This is a genomic window from Mediterranea sp. An20, from assembly GCF_002160055.1.
Lineage (GTDB): Bacteria > Bacteroidota > Bacteroidia > Bacteroidales > Bacteroidaceae > Bacteroides > Bacteroides avicola.
The window spans coordinates 51,592-68,629 of the sequence record NZ_NFJV01000001.1 but is presented as its reverse complement, the minus strand read 5'-3'; the positions used below and the strand labels follow the sequence as shown (position 1 = coordinate 68,629).

The following is a 17,038-nucleotide window of genomic DNA, read 5'->3' as shown; positions in this document are numbered from 1 at the left end:
TGTGTCGCAGCAAGGTGGCAAGTTTTTTTTGCGTGCTGTCGGTCGGGTGTGAAAGGAGACGGTAGGGGGACGGCGCCTGGTAAGATGTCGGTCTTTTGGCGTGCGCCTGTCCCCCGTTCCGTTCCGAAGGTTTACAGATTCATGGCCTGGGCGCCCAGTGCCCCGGCGATGGCCGAGAGCAGAGCGATGACTACTTTCAATATTTTGTCCCAGAGGGCTTTCCGCCCGTTGCCTTTTTCAGAAGTTTGTGTGTTCATTTCATTATTCTTTGCTTGCATGAGTCGTGTTTCATTTTGTAATGTTCTTATTTTGACCACAAACGGACATCTGCCCGTATGTTTCGTGTTGAAATCTTTCTTTCCGTTCCGTCCGGTGGTCGGAGGGTGGATGCCGTCTGTGGTCCGTGCGTTGCCGGAGGTTTATCCCAAGGCTCCTCCTCCACCGTCTTCTTCCTCCTCCTCGCTGTCATCGGGCAGGGTGGGAATATCCTCGCCCTGGATTTGGTCGAAGCGTACACACTTGGCTCCGTCCACCAGCGAGCGGGTGCTTCGTGTGCCGTCGGTGTTGCGCCGGCAGGCGGGGAGGAACCTCACCATCAGCTGCGCCAGGCTGGCGCTGACGTCGGTTGCGTTTTCCACGCCCCCTCCGGTTGTCTTCAGGGCATAGCGGAAGGAGCCGAACCCGTCGAGGGTGACACTTTCCGACGACTGCAAGTGGCGGGTCACCACGGTGATGAGGTTGTCGATGACGTTTTTCACATCGCCCGACGTGAGCGAAGAGAGTTCGGCAATCTCGCGTGCCACGGTGTTGGTGTCGACGTTGCCCGTGAGTTTGACGCGCGGATAGAACAGTTTTTTGCCCGAACGGTTGGCAATGGTCGACTGACAAGGTTTGTAAATTACTGGCATAATTGTTTTGTGTTAAATGGTTGATAATCGTTTTAATTGTGTTTTGTGTTAAGCTTAACGACGCTGCAAAGGTAATGCTTTCTGCAAACTTTCCCCCGGATTTTGGGGTGTTTTGTACCACAAAATGCATCTGCCCCTTTTTCCGGTGTCATTTCACGCAGAGACTCAGCAAGTAACGCGACGGTTGCCGGATTTTGCCGTGGCTTTCGCGCAGCACGCCGAACCCCCTCCACACGGGATGCCCGATGACGCCGTAGTTGCTCTTCAGGATGATGGCATACTGCTCCTTGGGCGGTATCCGGTGCTGCAGGAAGTTGATTTTCAGCCCTTCCAGGTTGCGCGGCAGTCCGTCGTCGGGCGGTTGCAGGGCGTCGATGTCCTGCTGCGTCCATTCGCGGGCCTTCTGTTTGGCGGCCGGTTTTCCGTTCGTCCTTTCCCCAGCCCCGGCATCCACCTCCGCAGGCCTCCAGCCTGCGCCTTCGGTTTCCCCGTCGCCGGGGGAACCTTTGAGGAGAGGGTTTTCTTCGTGTCGTGTCGTGTTGTGTCGTGTAGTGTGTGTACTTTGGGGCGTCAAATCGCGTTTTTTAGCGTTATCTTCCGCCTTTTGGGTTGTTCCCGGCACCTTTTGCGTGTTTCCCGGCACCTTTTCCGGGCAGGTTTCCGTGGGTTCTGTCCCCTCGTTTTCGCCGTCCTCCTTCCGTCTGGGCAGTCCGGACCGTTGTCCGTCGGGCGTCTTGGGTTCGGGCATGTCGCGGCAGCAGAGGGCCTCGTCGTCGTCGGTCAGCAGGTTGAACCGCGGGTCGATGCTCTTGTTGATGCGTTTGCGGGTGGCATAGATAAATTCGCTTTGGATGCCCGACGAGGTGAGTATGCCATATTGGCTGTACAGTCCGGCGTCGAACAGTCCGTTTTCGATGGCGGTTTCCAGAATCCGCTTCACGTCTTCGGGCTCCAGACGGAAGAACAGGTCGGCGAGGTCGTCGAAGAGCCTGGGCCCGGCCTCCACGTAATAGCCGTCGCCGGCATAGATGGCAGCGTATGTCTCCATGAGCACGGCGATGGCGGCTTCTCCTTCACGTTTCATGACGCGTCTCACGGCGCGGCTGTGCAGGTAGTCGGTATGTATGGTAAAAAAATCTATTCCTTGTCTTTTTAGTTTGGGCATAATAATGTATGGTTTGTGGGTTAAGCAATCTTTCGTTTTGTGTTTCCTTACAGTTCTTCTTTATACAACATTTTGATTTTCCATCCTGTTTCGAGGTAGAATTCGTTTTCGTGTTGTTTGCAGGCCCTTCGTATCATGCTAAGTTGTACGGTCTCGATGGCATTGCGTATCATCTCCAGTCGCGTCTCCCGTTCGGCCACGTCGGTGATGAGCACCCGTTCCGGTTTGGAAGCCGTTGTCTGTTGGGTGTTGCCGGCCGCTTGCCGGCGCTGTCGTTGCCGGGTGCGCTGGCATTCCTTGCATCGCGATTCGGGCCGGCCGTTGCTGTTGTTCGAGAAGGCTGTCAGCGGCAGGAGCCGGTGGCAGGATGAGCAGATTCGCTGACTGGGTGCAGGCTGGGAAGCTTGAGTGTCTTCTGGTATTCCTGTTGTTTTCATCTGTTGGTTATTTGTTTGAAAATATGGATAGATAAGTTGGAGGATATGTGTGTTTTTCCTTCCATCTATATTGCAAAGATAGGCAGATAATTTCAATTATGAAAAAACATCCGGCGATTATTTTCAAAGAAATCGTTAACTTGTTGGCTCTCTTCTCCATCCGTTTGCTTCTTCGCTATGCGCAGCCGCCTTCGCACCGCTTGTGTGCGTGCTTCCTACCCCTTGGCATCCTGCCTCCGCAGCCCGCGGCGGCGAGGGGCGGACGGCGGTGCCCCGGAGGGTGGATACGGATTTTTCTTAAAACGTCAAAACCCGGAATGCCCGGCTTGGCCGCGCGTCTTTGCGTGCGAGTAATCAATTAGATTTAGTATCTATCAAACACAGAGACACAGAGACACAAAGTTCTGTAACTGTCTGTCGGGAAAATGACGGGAGGGCACAGAGTTCGCGGCTTCGCCGCATACGAGAGAAGGAAAATTAACTCTGTGAACTATGGGCAAGAAAACAAAAACTCTGTGTCTCCGTGCCTCTGTGTTTAGTATCATTTAATTTTGCACATTTACTTATAATTCTGTGTTCTTCCTATACGCGCAAAGCGGTAAAATTCGTACCTTTGCCCCTGATTATATAATTACGCGTACTTTATTAATACAAACATCATGTCCGAAACAAAAAAAATCAAGACCGCGCTGGTTTCCGTTTACCACAAAGAAGGACTGAACGAAATCATCACCAAGCTGCACGAGGAAGGCGTTGAATTCCTCTCGACAGGCGGCACCCGCCAGTTCATCGAATCATTGGGCTACCCCTGCAAGGCAGTGGAAGACCTCACCACGTATCCCTCCATCCTGGGCGGACGCGTCAAGACACTGCACCCCAAAATATTCGGAGGCATCTTGTGCCGCCGCGCCTTGGAGCAGGACCGCCAGCAGATTGAAAAATATGAAATCCCCGAAATAGACCTCGTGATTGTCGACCTCTATCCTTTCGAGGCCACCGTGGCCAGCGGAGCCCCCGAAGCCGACATCATCGAGAAAATCGACATAGGCGGCATCTCGCTCATACGCGCCGCTGCCAAGAACTACAACGACGTGGTCATCGTGGCCTCGCAGGCACAATACCAGCCGCTGCGCGACATCCTGATGGAACGCGGAGCCAACACCACGCTCGAAGAACGGCGCTGGTTTGCCAAAGAAGCCTTCGGCGTGTCGTCGCACTACGACTCGGCCATCTTCAACTACTTCGACGGCGGGGAGGGCTCGGCCTTCCGCTGCTCGGCCAACCATCCCACCGCCCTGCGCTACGGCGAAAACCCGCACCAGAAGGGCTACTTCTACGGACAGCTGGACCAGATGTTCGACCAGATTCACGGCAAGGAAATCTCTTACAACAACCTGCTGGACATCAACGCGGCTGTCGACCTCATCGACGAGTTCCAGGAAACAACCTTCGCCATCCTGAAGCACAACAATGCCTGCGGACTGGCTTCGCGGCCCACCGTGCTGCAGGCGTGGAAAGATGCCCTGGCGGGCGACCCCGTGTCGGCCTTCGGAGGCGTGCTCATCACCAATGCCGTGGTCGACAGGGAAACGGCCGAGGAAATCAACAAGATTTTCTTCGAAGTCATCATCGCTCCCGACTATGACGTGGATGCCTTGGAGGTGCTGGGCGAAAAGAAAAACCGTATCATACTGGTGCGCAAGCCGGTAGAACTGCCCAAAAAGCAATTCCGCTCGCTGCTCAACGGAGTGCTGGCGCAAGACCGCGACCTGAAGGTAGAAACTCCTGCCGACCTGAAGACGGTCACCAACCAGGCACCCACGCCGGAGGAGGTGGACGACCTGCTCTTTGCCAACAAAATCGTGAAGAACTCGAAGTCGAACGCCATCGTCCTCGCCAAAGGCAAGCAACTCCTCGCCAGCGGCGTAGGACAGACCAGCCGCGTCGACGCCCTGAAGCAGGCCATCGAAAAGGCAAAAAGCTTCGGCTTCGACCTGCACGGCGCCGTGATGGCCAGCGATGCCTTCTTCCCCTTCCCCGACTGCGTGGAGATTGCCGGCAACGAAGGAGTCACTGCCGTCATACAGCCCGGAGGAAGCATCAAGGACCAACTGAGCTTTGACTACTGCAACCAGCACGGCATCGCAATGGTGACCACCGGCTTCAGACACTTCAAACACTAAAATGTAAGTGATTAGGGATTAGTGGTTAGTGATTAGCACGAAATGAATCATTAACCACTAATCATTAACCATTAACCATTAACCATTAAACATTAACCACTAATGGGTATTTTCTCTTTTACACAAGAAATAGCAATGGACCTGGGCACGGCCAACACCATCATCACCAGCAACGGCAAGATTGTGGTGGACGAGCCTTCGGTAGTGGCCCTCGACCGACGCACGGACAAGATGATTGCCGTGGGCGAAAAGGCCAAGATGATGCACGAAAAGACACACGAGAACATACGCACCATCCGCCCGCTGCGCAACGGCGTGATTGCCGACTTCTATGCCTGTGAGCAGATGATACGCGGACTGGTGAAGATGGTCAACCGCAAGGGACGACTCTTCTCGCCTTCGCTGCGTATGGTCATCGGAGTGCCGTCGGGCAGTACGGAAGTAGAACTGCGTGCCGTGCGCGACTCGGCCGAACACGCCGGCGGACGTGACGTCTACCTCATCTTCGAACCCATGGCGGCAGCTATCGGCATCGGCATAGACGTCGAAGCACCGGAGGGCAACATGATTGTCGACATAGGCGGAGGCTCGACCGAAATTGCCGTCATCTCGCTCGGAGGCATCGTGAGCAACAACTCCATACGCATCGCCGGCGACGACCTCACCGCCGACATACAGGAGTACATGAGCCGCCAGCACAACGTCAAGGTGAGCGAACGCATGGCCGAACGTATCAAGATTCACGTGGGAGCCGCACTCACCGAACTGGGCGAGGACGCACCCGAAGACTACATCGTGCACGGACCTAACCGCATCACCGCACTGCCGATGGAGGTGCCCGTGTGCTACCAGGAAATAGCACACTGCCTGGAGAAGTCTATCTCGAAAATAGAAACCGCCGTGCTCAGCGCACTCGAAAACACGCCACCCGAACTCTATGCCGACATCGTGCACAACGGTATCTACCTGGCCGGAGGAGGTGCCTTGCTGCGCGGATTGGACAAGCGTCTGACGGACAAGATAAACATCCCCTTCCACATTGCCGAAGACCCCCTGCATGCCGTCGCCAAGGGAACGGGCATCGCACTGAAGAACGTCGACAAGTTCTCGTTTCTGATGAGATAACGGAGGGAAGCTTATGCGGAATCTGCTCAACTTCCTGATGAAATACAATTACTGGTTCCTCTTCCTGCTGCTGGAGGTGACCAGTTTTGTTTTATTGTTCCGCTTCAACCGCTACCAGCAAAGCGTGTTCTTCACCTCGGCCAACGAAGCGGCAGGAAAACTCTATGAGGCACGCAACGGCATCGCCTCGTACTTCCACCTGCGCGAAGTGAACGAAGACCTGCTGGACCGGAACATGCTGCTGGAACAACGCATCGCCGTGCTGGAAAACCAACTGGCCGATATGCGCTCCGACACCGCCGCTTTCCGCAGCCTCGATTCCATACCCCCGCAGGCGGGATATACGCTCCGCAAGGCGCACGTCGTCAAGAACAGTCTCAACCGCATGGACAACTACCTGACGCTGGACCGCGGAGAGGCAGATGGCGTAAGGCCGGAAATGGGAGTGGTGGATGCCAACGGGGTGGTGGGAATCGTCTACAAAACCACGCCGCACTACGCATTGGTCATCTCCCTGCTCAACAGCAAGTCCAGCCTGAGTTGCAAAATCCAGGGAAGCGAATACTTCGGCTACCTGAAGTGGGAGGGAGAAGACGCACAGTATGCCTACCTGCGCGACCTGCCACGGCATGCCGAGTTCAGCGTGGGCGACACGGTGGTGACCAGCGGATATTCGGCCGTGTTCCCCCCCGGACTGCTGGTGGGATACGTGGAAGAGATGAGCGACTCGCACGACGGACTGTCGTATTTGCTGAAGGTAAGGCTGGCAACAGACTTCGGCAAGGTGAACGATGTGCGCGTCATTGCGGTGGAAGGACAGGACGAAATGAAACAACTCAAGGAAGATTGACACATCATGCTACAAGACTATCTGCATAAAATAGAATGGTTCATCGGCTTGGTGCTGCTGCAGGTGCTGATTCTCAACAATGTGCACATCGACGGCTATGCCACACCGTTTCTTTACATCTACTTCATTATGAAGATGGATTCGGACACGCCACGCAACGCACTGCTGCTGTGGGCCTTCTTCCTCGGACTGGTGATAGACATCTATTCGGATACGCCGGGCATGAACGCCGCAGCCACCGTGCTGCTGGCTTTCCTGCGGCCGCTGCTGCTGAGGCTATTCGTGCCGCGCGACATGACCGACCTGTTCGTGCCTGCCATCCGGACCATGGGCATGGCGCCCTTCCTGAAATACATCACCGCCTGCGTGCTGCTGCATCACGGCGTACTGCTGTGCATCGAGTTCTTCTCGACGGCACACCCCCTGGCGCTGCTGCTGCGCATCGTGTCGGGCGCGCTGCTCACCTTGTGCTGCATACTGGCGCTCGAAGGCATACGCACGCAGCGCAATCCCTGACACGGGGGAGGGGAGTGAAGGCCGGGAAAGTGACCCCGGACGCTCGCACTCCCGTTGACTCTATAAACTAATTCTGATTGATTACTGGCATGGCTAAGGATTATAAACTCGAAAAAAGGAAGTTCGTGATTGGAGGGGCGGCTGCCCTCATTGTGCTCGTCTATCTGATTCGCCTGGTAGACCTGCAGCTGCTGTCGGACGAATATAAGAAGTATGCCGACAACAACGCCTTCCTCAACAAGGTGCAGTATCCTTCGCGCGGCGCCATCTACGACCGCAACGGCAAGCTGCTGGTGTTCAACCAGCCGGCCTACGACATCACCTTCGTGCCACGCGAAGTGAGCAACCTCGACACGGCCGACTTCTGCCGCACGCTGAACATCACCCGCGAACAGTTCGACCGGCTCATGGCCGACGTGAAGGACCGGCGCAAGAATCCCGGCTACTCGCGCTATACGCAGCAGGTGTTCATGACACAACTTTCGGCCGAGGAATGCGGCATCTTCCAGGAAAAACTCTTCAAATTCCCCGGATTCGGCATACAGAGGCGAACCATACGGCAATATACCTATAACGCCGCCGGACATGCCTTGGGAGACATCGGGGAGGTGTCGCGCCGAGATATTGAGAAAGACGACTATTACCGCAGCGGCGACTACATCGGCAAGCAGGGCATCGAGAAAAGCTACGAAAAGTACCTGCGCGGCGAGAAGGGCGTGGAAATCTTGCTGCGCGATGCCCACGGACGCATACAGGGGCATTACATGGACGGGCGGCTCGACCGCCCTTCCGTACCCGGGAAGAACCTGAAACTGGGCATCGACATCGACTTGCAGATGTTGGGCGAAAGGTTGATGCAGAACAAAATCGGGAGCATCGTGGCCATCGAACCCAAGACGGGCGAGATTCTCTGCATGGTGTCGTCGCCCACCTTCGACCCGCACCAGCTCATCGGACGACAGCGGGGCAGAAACCACGCCTTGCTGCAGCAGGACAAACAGAAACCGCTGCTCAACCGGGCCATACAGGGCACTTACCCGCCCGGCTCCACCTTCAAGACGGCACAGGCGGTGACGTTCCTCCAGGAGGGAATCATCGGCAAGGAGGCGCCTGCCTATCCCTGCTCGCACGGATTCATCCACCGGGGGCTGCGGGTGGGTTGCCACGGGCATGCCTCGCCGCTCACGCTGGTGCCTGCCATCGCCACGTCGTGCAATGCTTACTTTTGCTGGGGGCTGTATTACATGTTCGGCAACAAGGCGAAGTATGGCTCGCCGCAGAACGCCATCACCGTGTGGAAGGACCACATGGTGGCGCAGGGCTTCGGCTATCGGCTGGGCACCGACTTGCCGGGCGAACAGCGCGGACTCATACCCAATGCGCAGTTTTATGACAAGGCATATCGAGGCTCGTGGAACGGGCTTACCGTCATCAGTATTGCTATCGGGCAGGGAGAGGTGCTGGCCACTCCCCTGCAGATTGCCAACCTGGGGGCCACCATCGCCAACCGGGGCTGGTTCATTACGCCGCACATCGTGAAGGACATCGAAGACAATCCGCTCGACAGTGCTTATACCACGCGGCGATACACGGGCATCGACCGGCAATACTACGAGTGGGTGGCCGAGGGAATGCGGGCCGCCGTGACGGGAAGCACCGGCAGCGGAACCTGCCGCATGGTGAACCTCATGCTGCCCGACGTGGAGGCATGCGGCAAGACGGGCACGGCCCAGAATCCGCACGGCAAGGACCACTCCGTCTTCATGGGATTCGCACCGATGAACGACCCGAAGATTGCCATCGTGGTCTACGTCGAGAACGGGGGATGGGGAGCTACCTACGGCGTGCCCATCGGGGCCATGATGATGGACCAGTACCTGCACGGGCATCTGTCGCCGGAGAATGAATTGCGGGCGGAGGAGTTCAGCCAGCGGGTAGTGATGTATGGCGAAGAAGGGAGGTAACGATGAGGCGCAAGGAATCTGTTTTTAAGACGCTCGACTGGCTGACGGTGGTCATCTACCTCTGCCTGGTGGTGTTCGGCTGGTTCAGCATCTGCGGAGCCAGCTACGATTACAGCGAACACGACCTGCTCGACTTCTCTACCCGCGCGGGCAAGCAATTCGTGTGGATTATCTGCTCTTTCGGGCTGGCAGGCATGCTGCTGATGCTCGACGACCTCTTCTACGAGACATACGCTTACCTCATCTACGGCGTGCTGCTGCTGTTGCTCGTGGTCACTATCTTCATCGCCCCCGACACCAAAGGCAGCCGTTCGTGGCTCATCCTCGGACCGGTCAGCCTGCAGCCCGCCGAGTTTGCCAAGTTTGCCACCGCGCTGGCGCTGGCCCGCATCATGAACGTCTACGGCTTTGTGCTGAAGACGTGGCGCAACGCCCTCACCGTGGGGCTGGTCATCGTGGTGCCCATGCTGCTCATCATCGCCCAGCGCGAGACGGGCTCGGCGTTGGTCTACCTGTCGTTCTTCCTGGTGCTCTACCGCGAGGGCATGCCGGGCACGGTGCTGTTTGCGGGAGTGTGTGCCGTGCTCTATTTCGTTTTGGGCATCCGCTACGCCGAGGTGATGCTGGCCGACACGCCCACGCCGCTGGGACAGTTTCTGGTGCTCACCATCGCGCTGCTCTTCTCGGCGGGCATGACGTGGGTCTACACGAAGCGGGCAGAGGCGGCGAGGCTCATTGCCGGCGTGACGGCAGGCGTGCTGCTGGTGGCGCTGGCGGTGTCCGAATGGCTCGTGCCGTTCAATCTGGTGTGGGTGCTGTGGGTGTTGTGCGTGGCAGACATTGCCTACTTGGGCTGCCTGTTCCTGCAGACGCACCGTGCCGCCTACCTCACCACGCTGGTGTTCATGGTCTGCTCCATCGGCTTCCTGTATTCGGCAGATTATATGTTCAACAAGGTGCTGGAGCCACACCAGCAGGTCCGCATCCAGGTGTTGCTGGGCTTGGAAGAAGACCTCAGCGGCGCGGGCTATAACGTAAACCAGTCGAAGATAGCCATCGGCTCGGGCGGACTGACGGGCAAGGGCTTCCTGAACGGTACGCAGACGAAACTGAAATACGTGCCCGAACAAGACACGGACTTCATCTTCTGCACCGTGGGCGAAGAAGAGGGTTTCTTGGGTTCGGCGGCGGTGTTGGTGCTTTTCCTGGCGCTGGTGCTGCGTCTCATCCACCTGGCAGAGCGGCAACCCTCCACGTTGGGGCGTGTCTACGGCTATGCGGTGGCGAGCATCTTTCTGTTTCATCTATTCATCAACATCGGCATGGTGCTGGGACTGACCCCCGTCATCGGCATCCCGCTGCCTTTCTTCAGCTACGGCGGTTCGTCGTTGTGGGGATTCACCATCCTGCTGTTCATCTTCCTGAGGATGGATGCGGGGAGGGATGCGCGGAAATAAAGGAGAAGGCAGTAGTTTTCACTCCCCGTCCGCAATCTTCACCCCCACATCGTTCACGCCCGGCAGGAGACTGTCCGGCAGGGCGGAGGTGAGGCAGATGCGGCACGTGTCGCCGATGCCGGGCGGCAGGTCGACGGCGGGAGAGGTGGAGACGCGCAGGTCGCCCCAACCCAGCCCGAACCAGTTGCCCTCCGCATCGGCCACGGGTATCTGCAGCGTGTCGCACACAGGCAATCGGCCCGGCACGGCGAGGGTGAACCTTACGGGCAACGTGCGGTAGGGGAAAGCGGTGCGGTGGCGCAGCTCCACCGAGAGGCGGAACGTGGCAGTCGGGTCGGGCAAGACGGCCTCGAAGCGCAGCGTGTCCGTGCGCCTCCATTCGGCCTTGGGCAGCGGGCGGTAGGCGTGATACAACACGTGCGGCTCGCACGCCCCCAGCAGGAGGGCGGCGGGCATCACGGTCAGCAGTTTTTTAAGCTTGTGCAGGCGCATCTGGCTTGTTCTGAGGTTTGTTGCCGGCAGGCGTGTCCGTCTGCGGCTTCTTTGTCTTGCGGGGCTGTCTGGGTGTCTGCGCCTTTGCCTGCTGTGGCGTTGCAGGTTTCGTCCGGTCGTTCTGCTTCGGCTGTCCTCCCTGTTTGGGCGTTGCAGGTTTGGCTGCAGCCTTGGGCGACTGCTGTGTGCGGGTGGCAGAAGCCGGCTGGTTATTGCCCTCGGCCTGAGCCTTTTTCTTTTTCTTGCCCTTGCCTTTCTTGCTCCGGTCGAACCGCGTCAGCTCATCCTGTTCCAGCAAGTCGGCAGGTCGACGTTCTTCCGTGCGTGTAGTGCTTTCCAGCAAGCTGTCGGGCTTCTCGCCCCGTTTGTTCATGTTGATAATCTGGAAAGCCCGTCGTCCGTTGATGGTGACGGCATTGGCCAAGACCTCCTTGTCGCTGGAGTACGTCACCTGGTTGCTGAGTATATCCGCCTTGAAGAAGTAGAACGTCCCGTCTTTCGTCTCCAGCGGTATTTCCCTGCTGGGCAACCGTTTCTGCGCTTCGACGTACGCATCTACCTCGTAGTTGAGGCAGCACTTCAGTTTGGCACACTGTCCGGCCAGTTTCTGCGGGTTGAGTGCGATGTCCTGGTAGCGTGCGGCAGCGGTGGCCACCGATACGAACGACGTCATCCACGTGGCGCAGCACAGTTCCCGTCCGCAGGGTCCGATTCCCCCGATGCGTCCGGCTTCCTGTCGTGCTCCAATCTGCTTCATTTCGATGCGCACGCGGAAAACCTCCGCCAGCACCTTGATGAGCTGCCTGAAGTCTACGCGTTCGTCGGCAATGTAGTAGAAGATAGCCTTGTTGCCGTCGCCCTGATATTCCACGTCGCCAATCTTCATCTGCAGGTTGAGTTCCTTGGCAATCTGTCGCGAGCGTATCATGGTGTTGTGTTCGCGAGCCTTGGCCTCGTTGTATTTCTCCATGTCAATCGGTTTGGCTTTGCGGTAGATGCGTTTGATGTCGGCCTCGCTTTTCAGGTTGGCTTTCTTTATCTGGAGGGGCACGAGTCTTCCCGTCAGTGTGACCACTCCGATGTCATGTCCCGGTGTCGATTCCACGGCCACGATGTCTCCTTTCTCCAGCGGTATGTGGTTGCTGTTGCGGTAATAGCCCTTGCGTGTGTTTTTGAACTGCACTTCCACGAGGTCGCATTCGCCGGCGTTGCCCGGGATGTCGGCCAGCCAGTCGTAGGTGTTCAGCTGGCGGTCCTGTCGTCCGCAGCTTTTGCAGCAGAGTCCTCCTCCGCCCTGGTGGAGCACGAAGGGCTGTGCGGAAGGTTCTGCGGGAGGTATATTCGGATTATTCTTCATATCAGTATGCTATATGTTAAACGTTGATTTATGCTTTCAGTAATACAATCATTTTCAGGGCGAAGTCGAAGAACACCATGCGCGGGTTGACATTCTGTGCGATGTGTCGCTGCGCTTCTTCGAGTTCGTGCATGATGCCCGCCACGTTTCGCACGTTGATAAAAGGCGCGAACCGGGTGGCAAAGTTTTCTTCGGCGCGGGTCATGTAGTTCATTTCGGGGCAGTGCAGGTTGTAGATGAAGTTCTCGCGCAGCATGCGCTGGCAGTAGTCGAGGAAGTGCTTCTGCCGTTCCCGTCCCATGCCAGCCAGTTGTTCGCTCCACTGCTTCATGTCGCGCACCTTGCGGGCGTATGCCTGGCGCATGAGTCCGACAAACAGTTCGAAGAACAGTTGGTTCTCTTCGTTCAGGCTGATGGCCTGCAAGGCTTGTGTGAAGCTGCCGTTGGCCATGTGTGCGATGGCTTCGCTGTCTGCCTGCTGCACGCCGTAGCGGGTGCGCAGTGCTTCGGCGATGTCGGCTTCGGCGATGCGCGGCACTCCGAATCGTTGCGTGCGGCTCTGTATGGTGGTCAGGATTTGGTCCGGTGCTTCGCTCACCAGCAGGAAGACGGTACGTGCGGGCGGTTCTTCGAGCAGTTTGAGCAGTTTGTTGGCGCACACCTCGTGTAGTTTTTCCGGCAGCCATACCACGGTGATTTTGTAGCCTCCCTCCACGGCTTTCAGGCTGAGTTTGCGGGTTATCTCGTCGCTTTCGCGGGCATAGATGATGGCCTGTCCGTTGTCGGCATCCATTTCGTTGAGCCAGTCGTCCAGGCTGAAATAGGCGTGGGTTGTGAGTAGCCGGCGCCAGGCGGCGAGGTAGTCGTCGCAGACTTCCTTCTTGGCCTTGGCATTGCGCACGATGGGAAACATGAAGTGTACGTCGGGGTGCATCAGCTTGTTCCACTTCACACACGAAGGGCAGGTGCCGCAGGCGTCGCTGCCGGTGGGGTGTGCGCAGCACAGGTAGCGGGCGTAGGCCAGTGCCAAGGGGAGCTTGCCCGTTCCGGCGGGGCCGCAGAACAGTTGTGCATGAGGCACTCGGCCTTCCTGCACTTCCTGTATCAGCCTTGCCCGGGCCGACTGTTGTCCTATGACGTCTTTGAAGTAGAACACGGTGTTAATGGTTAATGGTTAATGATTAATGGTTAATAATTGGCGTAACACACCGATTATTCTTCATTTTTCATTCTTCATTTTTCACTTTTCATTCTCCATTTAATAAATCTGCTCTGCCACCTGCCGGATGCTGTCTACGGCGCCGATGGAGTAGAAATGGATGCTGGGCACGCCCTGCGCCATGAGTTCGCGGCACTGTCCTACGCACCATTCCACCCCTACCTGCTGCACCTGCTCGTCGGTGGTACATTTCTGCACTTCGCTCGCCAGGGCTTCGGGGATGTCTACCTTGAATGTCTTGGGGATGACGCTGAGTTGCGAGAGCTTCTTCAGGGGTTTGATGCCTGGGATGATGGGCACCGTGATGCCCGCCTCGCGCACCCGTTTCACGAAGTCGAAATACCGGCGGTTGTCGTAGAACAGTTGCGTGACGGCATATTCCGCTCCCGCTTCTATCTTCCGTTTCAGCCAGTAGAGGTCCCACTCCAGGTTGGGTGCTTCCTCGTGTTTCTCCGGATAGCAAGCCACGCCATACGAGAAGGGCGTTTTGGTGACGGTCATCTCCGAGCCGTCGACAAAGATGCCTTTGTTGAAGTTGTTGATTTGTTCCTCCAGTTCGATGGCATGGCTGTAGCCCCCCTTTTCGGGCACGAACACCGCCTCGTGCTTGGCCTTGTCGCCGCGCAGCACCAGCAGGTCGGTGATGCCCAGGAATTGCAGGTCGAGCAGCATGTATTCGATGTCTTCGGCCGTGAATCCGCTGCACAGCACGTGGGGCACCATGGTGATGTTGTATTTGTTTTGTATGGCGGCAGCCACTGCCACGGTGCCAGGCCGGCGTCGCAGTCGGTTGCGCTGGAAGAGCCCGTTGCCCAGTTCTTTGTAGACATACTCGCTGCGGTGCGTGGTGATGTTGATGTATTTCGGGTCGAACTCGCGCAGGGTGTCGATGTCGCGATACAGTTTCTCTATCCCCGTTCCCTTGAGCGGGGGCAATATCTCGAAAGAGAAGGCGGTCTTCTCCCGGCTGTTTATCAGGTCGATTACTCTCATGTCTTTGTCAGTCTTTGTCAGTCAGGCTATAGCTGTGTACATTCCGGGCAAAAATACGAAAAAGAAATGAGAAATCGGCCCGGCAGCCCGAAAAACATCTTTTCGCCATTACTTCTCAGCCCGTGTCATGCGGCTTCTTCGCTATGGGCAGCGTGCTTCCGGGGGCTTGGCAGGCGTGTGCCTTCTGGTTCAGTCCAGGCAGACCCGCTGCACGCCGATGTCTTGGTTGAGGAAGACCGATGCCGAGTCGGCAAATTTCTCTTCGGCTTCGGTGGTGAGGTAGGTGCAGGAGCCTCCCCGTGTGCAGCGTTCGTCCATCTCCGGGTGTCGTTGCAGGTAGTCTTTCAGGCTGTCTGCCACCCATTCGCCCTGCGCCACCACGGTGATGCCGTCGGGCATGAAGCGGTTGATTTTCGGGAGCAGCAGCGGGTAATGCGTGCATCCCAGTATGACGGTGTCGATGCGCGGGTCGTGTTGCAGCAGTTCGCCGATGTATTTCTGCACGAAGTAGTCGGCTCCGGGGCTTCCCGCCTCGTTGTTTTCGACCAGCGGCACCCACATCGGGCACGCCTGTCCGCAGACGATGATGTCGGGGTAGAGCTTGTGTATCTCCATCGGGTACGACTCCGAGCGGATGGTGCCGGCGGTGGCAAGTACGCCGACGTGGCGTGTGTGTGTGACGGCTCCGATGCCTTCTACCGTGGGTCGGATGACCCCCAGCACGCGGCGGGCGGGGTCCCACTGCGGCAGGTCGTGCTGCTGGATGCTTCGCAGGGCCTTGGCCGATGCCGTGTTGCATGCCAGGATGACCAGCTGGCATCCCATGCCGAAGAGTTTGTGGACAGCCTGCCGGGTAAATTCGTAGACGATTTCGAACGAGCGGGTGCCGTAGGGGGTGCGTGCGTTGTCGCCCAGGTAGATGTAGTCGTAGTGGGGCAGTGCTTCGCGAATCTTGCTGAGGATGGTCAGTCCGCCGTAGCCCGAATCGAACACGCCGATGGGACCGGGTTGGGAAGAGAATGGTTGCATAGGAGGAGGGAGATTAGTGTGAGGGGCTGCGGGGGGCATGGTGCGCTCCTTACGAAAAGCTACGGGTTACGGGTAGTTGCCCGAAAGCAGTTTACCTTACCCGTAGCCCGTAGCATGTCATGGGTAGCCCGTAGCTGTAGCAGTCAGCTCGTGGCTCCTTGTTCAGCCGGCTTACTTAATGCCTAATTGGGTTTTCACCTTGGCCGTTACGTCCACGCTTTCCTTGCCGACATAGACAATCGGTGTGCGTGCGAGGTCGAAGATGTAGATATAGCCGTCTGCCTGGCCTACCGCCTGGATGGCAGCGTCGAGTTTCTGCATGATGGGTGTCAGTTCGTCCTGGCGTGCTTTCTCCATCGACTGCTGTGCTTCCTGCTGGAATTCCATCTGGCGCTGGTACATGTCGTTCAGTTCCTTCTGGCGGCGTTCAGCGATGTTCTGGGGCAGCGAGTCCTGCTGTGTCAGGAATTCCTGGTATTTCTTGTTGAACTCTTCTTCCGAGCGTTGCATTTCACTCTGGTACTCCTTGGCCATGTTGTCGAGCTTGGTCTGAGCTGCGGCAAACTCCGGCATGGCAGTCATCACTTCCTGTGAATTCATGTGTGCAAACTTGGCCTGCGCCCCGGCTGCCAGCGGCAGGATGAACAGAGCGGCAATCAATGCGATTTTTTTAAGCATAATGTTTTTTCTTTATTTGATTGATTAATAATTTTTACGGTGCTGCAAATATACGGCAAAGCAAGTGTTTGTCAAAATAAAGCGGTTTATTTTTAGTTTTCTGCCTTGTCTTATAAGTCTTTTTATCAGTTGGCATAGCCCAACCGTGCCAGTACTTCGTCGCTGATGTCGATGTCGGGCGAGGCAAAGATGATGCTTTGTGCCGAGGCTCGGTCGGTCACCACGGCCAATCCCAGCTCGGTGGCGATGTCCTTTACGGCGTTGTATATCTCGTCCTGTATGGGTCGCATGAGCTGTTCCTGCATTTTTCCCATTTCTCCCTGCGGTCCGAAGTATTGGCGGCGCAGTTCTGCCAGTTCCGTTTCCTTGTCCACGATGGCCTTTTCTTTGGCGTTGCGCTGTGTATCCGTCAGGGTAGAAGCATTTTTCTGGTAGTCTTCGTACATTGATTTTGCCTGCTGTGCGAGTTTGTCGATTTCGCTCTGCCATTGCTTCGAGGCCTGTTCCATCTGCTGGTTGGCGCTTTCGTAGGCAGGTATATGCTTGAGTATATACTCCATGTCTATCAGTGCAAAGTTCTGTGCCCTGCCCGTCAGCGTTGCTGCCATCAGCAGGAAAACGATAAGGATGCTCTTTCTCATAACGTCTGCGAATATTAAATGGTT

At 56.9% G+C, this 17,038-nt stretch carries 17 protein-coding genes; 6 read left to right on the top strand and 11 right to left on the bottom strand.

Features of this window, described 5'->3' with window-relative positions:
* Positions 1-131 precede the first annotated feature (131 nt).
* The 4 genes from B5F34_RS17485 to B5F34_RS00280 all read right to left on the bottom strand — a co-directional run bounded on the left by B5F34_RS17485 (position 132) and on the right by B5F34_RS00280 (position 2,510).
* Positions 132-257, bottom strand: a complete 126-nt coding sequence (locus B5F34_RS17485) for a smalltalk protein (protein WP_162609261.1) — start codon at positions 255-257, stop codon at positions 132-134.
* Positions 258-419: 162 nt separating this feature from the next.
* Complete coding sequence (locus B5F34_RS00290) at positions 420-908, bottom strand: HU family DNA-binding protein (RefSeq protein ID WP_087333848.1); 489 nt, start codon at positions 906-908, stop codon at positions 420-422.
* 148 nt (positions 909-1,056) lie between these two features.
* Positions 1,057-2,073 carry a DUF4373 domain-containing protein gene (locus tag B5F34_RS00285; RefSeq protein WP_087333846.1) on the bottom strand — a complete coding sequence of 339 codons (1,017 nt, stop codon included), beginning with the start codon at positions 2,071-2,073 and terminating at the stop codon, positions 1,057-1,059.
* Between the two features lie 47 nt (positions 2,074-2,120).
* Positions 2,121-2,510 (bottom strand): hypothetical protein, encoded by a 390-nt coding sequence (locus B5F34_RS00280; RefSeq protein WP_087333844.1) that lies wholly within the window; start codon positions 2,508-2,510, stop codon positions 2,121-2,123.
* 659 nt (positions 2,511-3,169) lie between these two features.
* Between B5F34_RS00280 and purH the strand changes: the two genes are divergently transcribed.
* From purH to rodA, 6 genes are all read left to right on the top strand, one after another.
* Positions 3,170-4,693, top strand: a complete 1,524-nt coding sequence (gene purH / locus B5F34_RS00275) for a bifunctional phosphoribosylaminoimidazolecarboxamide formyltransferase/IMP cyclohydrolase (protein WP_087333842.1) — start codon at positions 3,170-3,172, stop codon at positions 4,691-4,693.
* Between the two features lie 102 nt (positions 4,694-4,795).
* A complete protein-coding gene (locus B5F34_RS00270) occupies positions 4,796-5,818 on the top strand; it encodes a rod shape-determining protein (RefSeq protein ID WP_087333840.1) in 1,023 nt (340 codons plus the stop codon).
* A gap of 13 nt (positions 5,819-5,831) precedes the next feature.
* Positions 5,832-6,668: a rod shape-determining protein MreC gene (gene mreC, locus B5F34_RS00265; protein ID WP_087333838.1), complete on the top strand. Its 837-nt coding sequence runs from the start codon at positions 5,832-5,834 to the stop codon at positions 6,666-6,668.
* A 6-nt stretch (positions 6,669-6,674) separates the two neighbouring features.
* Positions 6,675-7,184, top strand: coding sequence for a rod shape-determining protein MreD (gene mreD / locus B5F34_RS00260; protein WP_087333836.1), 510 nt, complete (start codon positions 6,675-6,677; stop codon positions 7,182-7,184).
* Between the two features lie 89 nt (positions 7,185-7,273).
* Positions 7,274-9,148 carry a penicillin-binding protein 2 gene (gene mrdA / locus B5F34_RS00255; protein ID WP_087333834.1) on the top strand — a complete coding sequence of 625 codons (1,875 nt, stop codon included), beginning with the start codon at positions 7,274-7,276 and terminating at the stop codon, positions 9,146-9,148.
* 2 nt (positions 9,149-9,150) lie between these two features.
* The gene (gene rodA / locus B5F34_RS00250) at positions 9,151-10,605 is read left to right on the top strand and encodes a rod shape-determining protein RodA (RefSeq protein WP_087333832.1); all 1,455 of its coding nucleotides are present in this window, start codon (positions 9,151-9,153) and stop codon (positions 10,603-10,605) included.
* 18 nt (positions 10,606-10,623) lie between these two features.
* Here rodA and B5F34_RS00245 read toward each other — a convergent pair whose 3' ends face one another.
* The 7 genes from B5F34_RS00245 to B5F34_RS00215 all read right to left on the bottom strand — a co-directional run bounded on the left by B5F34_RS00245 (position 10,624) and on the right by B5F34_RS00215 (position 17,014).
* Positions 10,624-11,097 (bottom strand): gliding motility lipoprotein GldH, encoded by a 474-nt coding sequence (locus tag B5F34_RS00245; RefSeq protein ID WP_087333830.1) that lies wholly within the window; start codon positions 11,095-11,097, stop codon positions 10,624-10,626.
* Positions 11,078-12,454, bottom strand: a complete 1,377-nt coding sequence (gene ricT / locus B5F34_RS00240; RefSeq protein WP_087333828.1) for a regulatory iron-sulfur-containing complex subunit RicT — start codon at positions 12,452-12,454, stop codon at positions 11,078-11,080. Before ricT ends, B5F34_RS00245 begins: the two co-directional genes overlap by 20 nt.
* A gap of 28 nt (positions 12,455-12,482) precedes the next feature.
* Positions 12,483-13,610: a DNA polymerase III subunit delta gene (locus B5F34_RS00235; RefSeq protein WP_087333826.1), complete on the bottom strand. Its 1,128-nt coding sequence runs from the start codon at positions 13,608-13,610 to the stop codon at positions 12,483-12,485.
* Positions 13,611-13,712: 102 nt separating this feature from the next.
* Positions 13,713-14,666: a methylenetetrahydrofolate reductase [NAD(P)H] gene (metF, locus tag B5F34_RS00230; protein WP_087333824.1), complete on the bottom strand. Its 954-nt coding sequence runs from the start codon at positions 14,664-14,666 to the stop codon at positions 13,713-13,715.
* A gap of 189 nt (positions 14,667-14,855) precedes the next feature.
* On the bottom strand, positions 14,856-15,695 hold the full coding sequence (gene murI, locus B5F34_RS00225; protein WP_087333822.1) for a glutamate racemase: 840 nt from the start codon (positions 15,693-15,695) through the stop codon (positions 14,856-14,858).
* Positions 15,696-15,866: 171 nt separating this feature from the next.
* The gene (locus B5F34_RS00220) at positions 15,867-16,373 is read right to left on the bottom strand and encodes an OmpH family outer membrane protein (protein WP_087333820.1); all 507 of its coding nucleotides are present in this window, start codon (positions 16,371-16,373) and stop codon (positions 15,867-15,869) included.
* 125 nt (positions 16,374-16,498) lie between these two features.
* Positions 16,499-17,014 carry an OmpH family outer membrane protein gene (locus tag B5F34_RS00215; RefSeq protein ID WP_087333818.1) on the bottom strand — a complete coding sequence of 172 codons (516 nt, stop codon included), beginning with the start codon at positions 17,012-17,014 and terminating at the stop codon, positions 16,499-16,501.
* Positions 17,015-17,038 lie beyond the last annotated feature (24 nt).

Coding starts and splice junctions, on each gene's coding strand:
- rodA (WP_087333832.1), top strand. CDS start 9,151: ATGAGGCGCAAGGAATCTGTTTTTAAGACGCTCGACTGGCTGACGGTG.
- mrdA (WP_087333834.1), top strand. CDS start 7,274: ATGGCTAAGGATTATAAACTCGAAAAAAGGAAGTTCGTGATTGGAGGG.
- B5F34_RS00280 (WP_087333844.1), bottom strand. CDS start 2,510: ATGAAAACAACAGGAATACCAGAAGACACTCAAGCTTCCCAGCCTGCA.
- B5F34_RS00245 (WP_087333830.1), bottom strand. CDS start 11,097: ATGCGCCTGCACAAGCTTAAAAAACTGCTGACCGTGATGCCCGCCGCC.
- metF (WP_087333824.1), bottom strand. CDS start 14,666: ATGAGAGTAATCGACCTGATAAACAGCCGGGAGAAGACCGCCTTCTCT.
- B5F34_RS00270 (WP_087333840.1), top strand. CDS start 4,796: ATGGGTATTTTCTCTTTTACACAAGAAATAGCAATGGACCTGGGCACG.
- mreC (WP_087333838.1), top strand. CDS start 5,832: ATGCGGAATCTGCTCAACTTCCTGATGAAATACAATTACTGGTTCCTC.
- B5F34_RS00215 (WP_087333818.1), bottom strand. CDS start 17,014: ATGAGAAAGAGCATCCTTATCGTTTTCCTGCTGATGGCAGCAACGCTG.
- ricT (WP_087333828.1), bottom strand. CDS start 12,454: ATGAAGAATAATCCGAATATACCTCCCGCAGAACCTTCCGCACAGCCC.
- B5F34_RS00290 (WP_087333848.1), bottom strand. CDS start 908: ATGCCAGTAATTTACAAACCTTGTCAGTCGACCATTGCCAACCGTTCG.
- B5F34_RS00285 (WP_087333846.1), bottom strand. CDS start 2,073: ATGCCCAAACTAAAAAGACAAGGAATAGATTTTTTTACCATACATACC.
- murI (WP_087333822.1), bottom strand. CDS start 15,695: ATGCAACCATTCTCTTCCCAACCCGGTCCCATCGGCGTGTTCGATTCG.
- B5F34_RS17485 (WP_162609261.1), bottom strand. CDS start 257: ATGAACACACAAACTTCTGAAAAAGGCAACGGGCGGAAAGCCCTCTGG.
- B5F34_RS00220 (WP_087333820.1), bottom strand. CDS start 16,373: ATGCTTAAAAAAATCGCATTGATTGCCGCTCTGTTCATCCTGCCGCTG.
- purH (WP_087333842.1), top strand. CDS start 3,170: ATGTCCGAAACAAAAAAAATCAAGACCGCGCTGGTTTCCGTTTACCAC.
- mreD (WP_087333836.1), top strand. CDS start 6,675: ATGCTACAAGACTATCTGCATAAAATAGAATGGTTCATCGGCTTGGTG.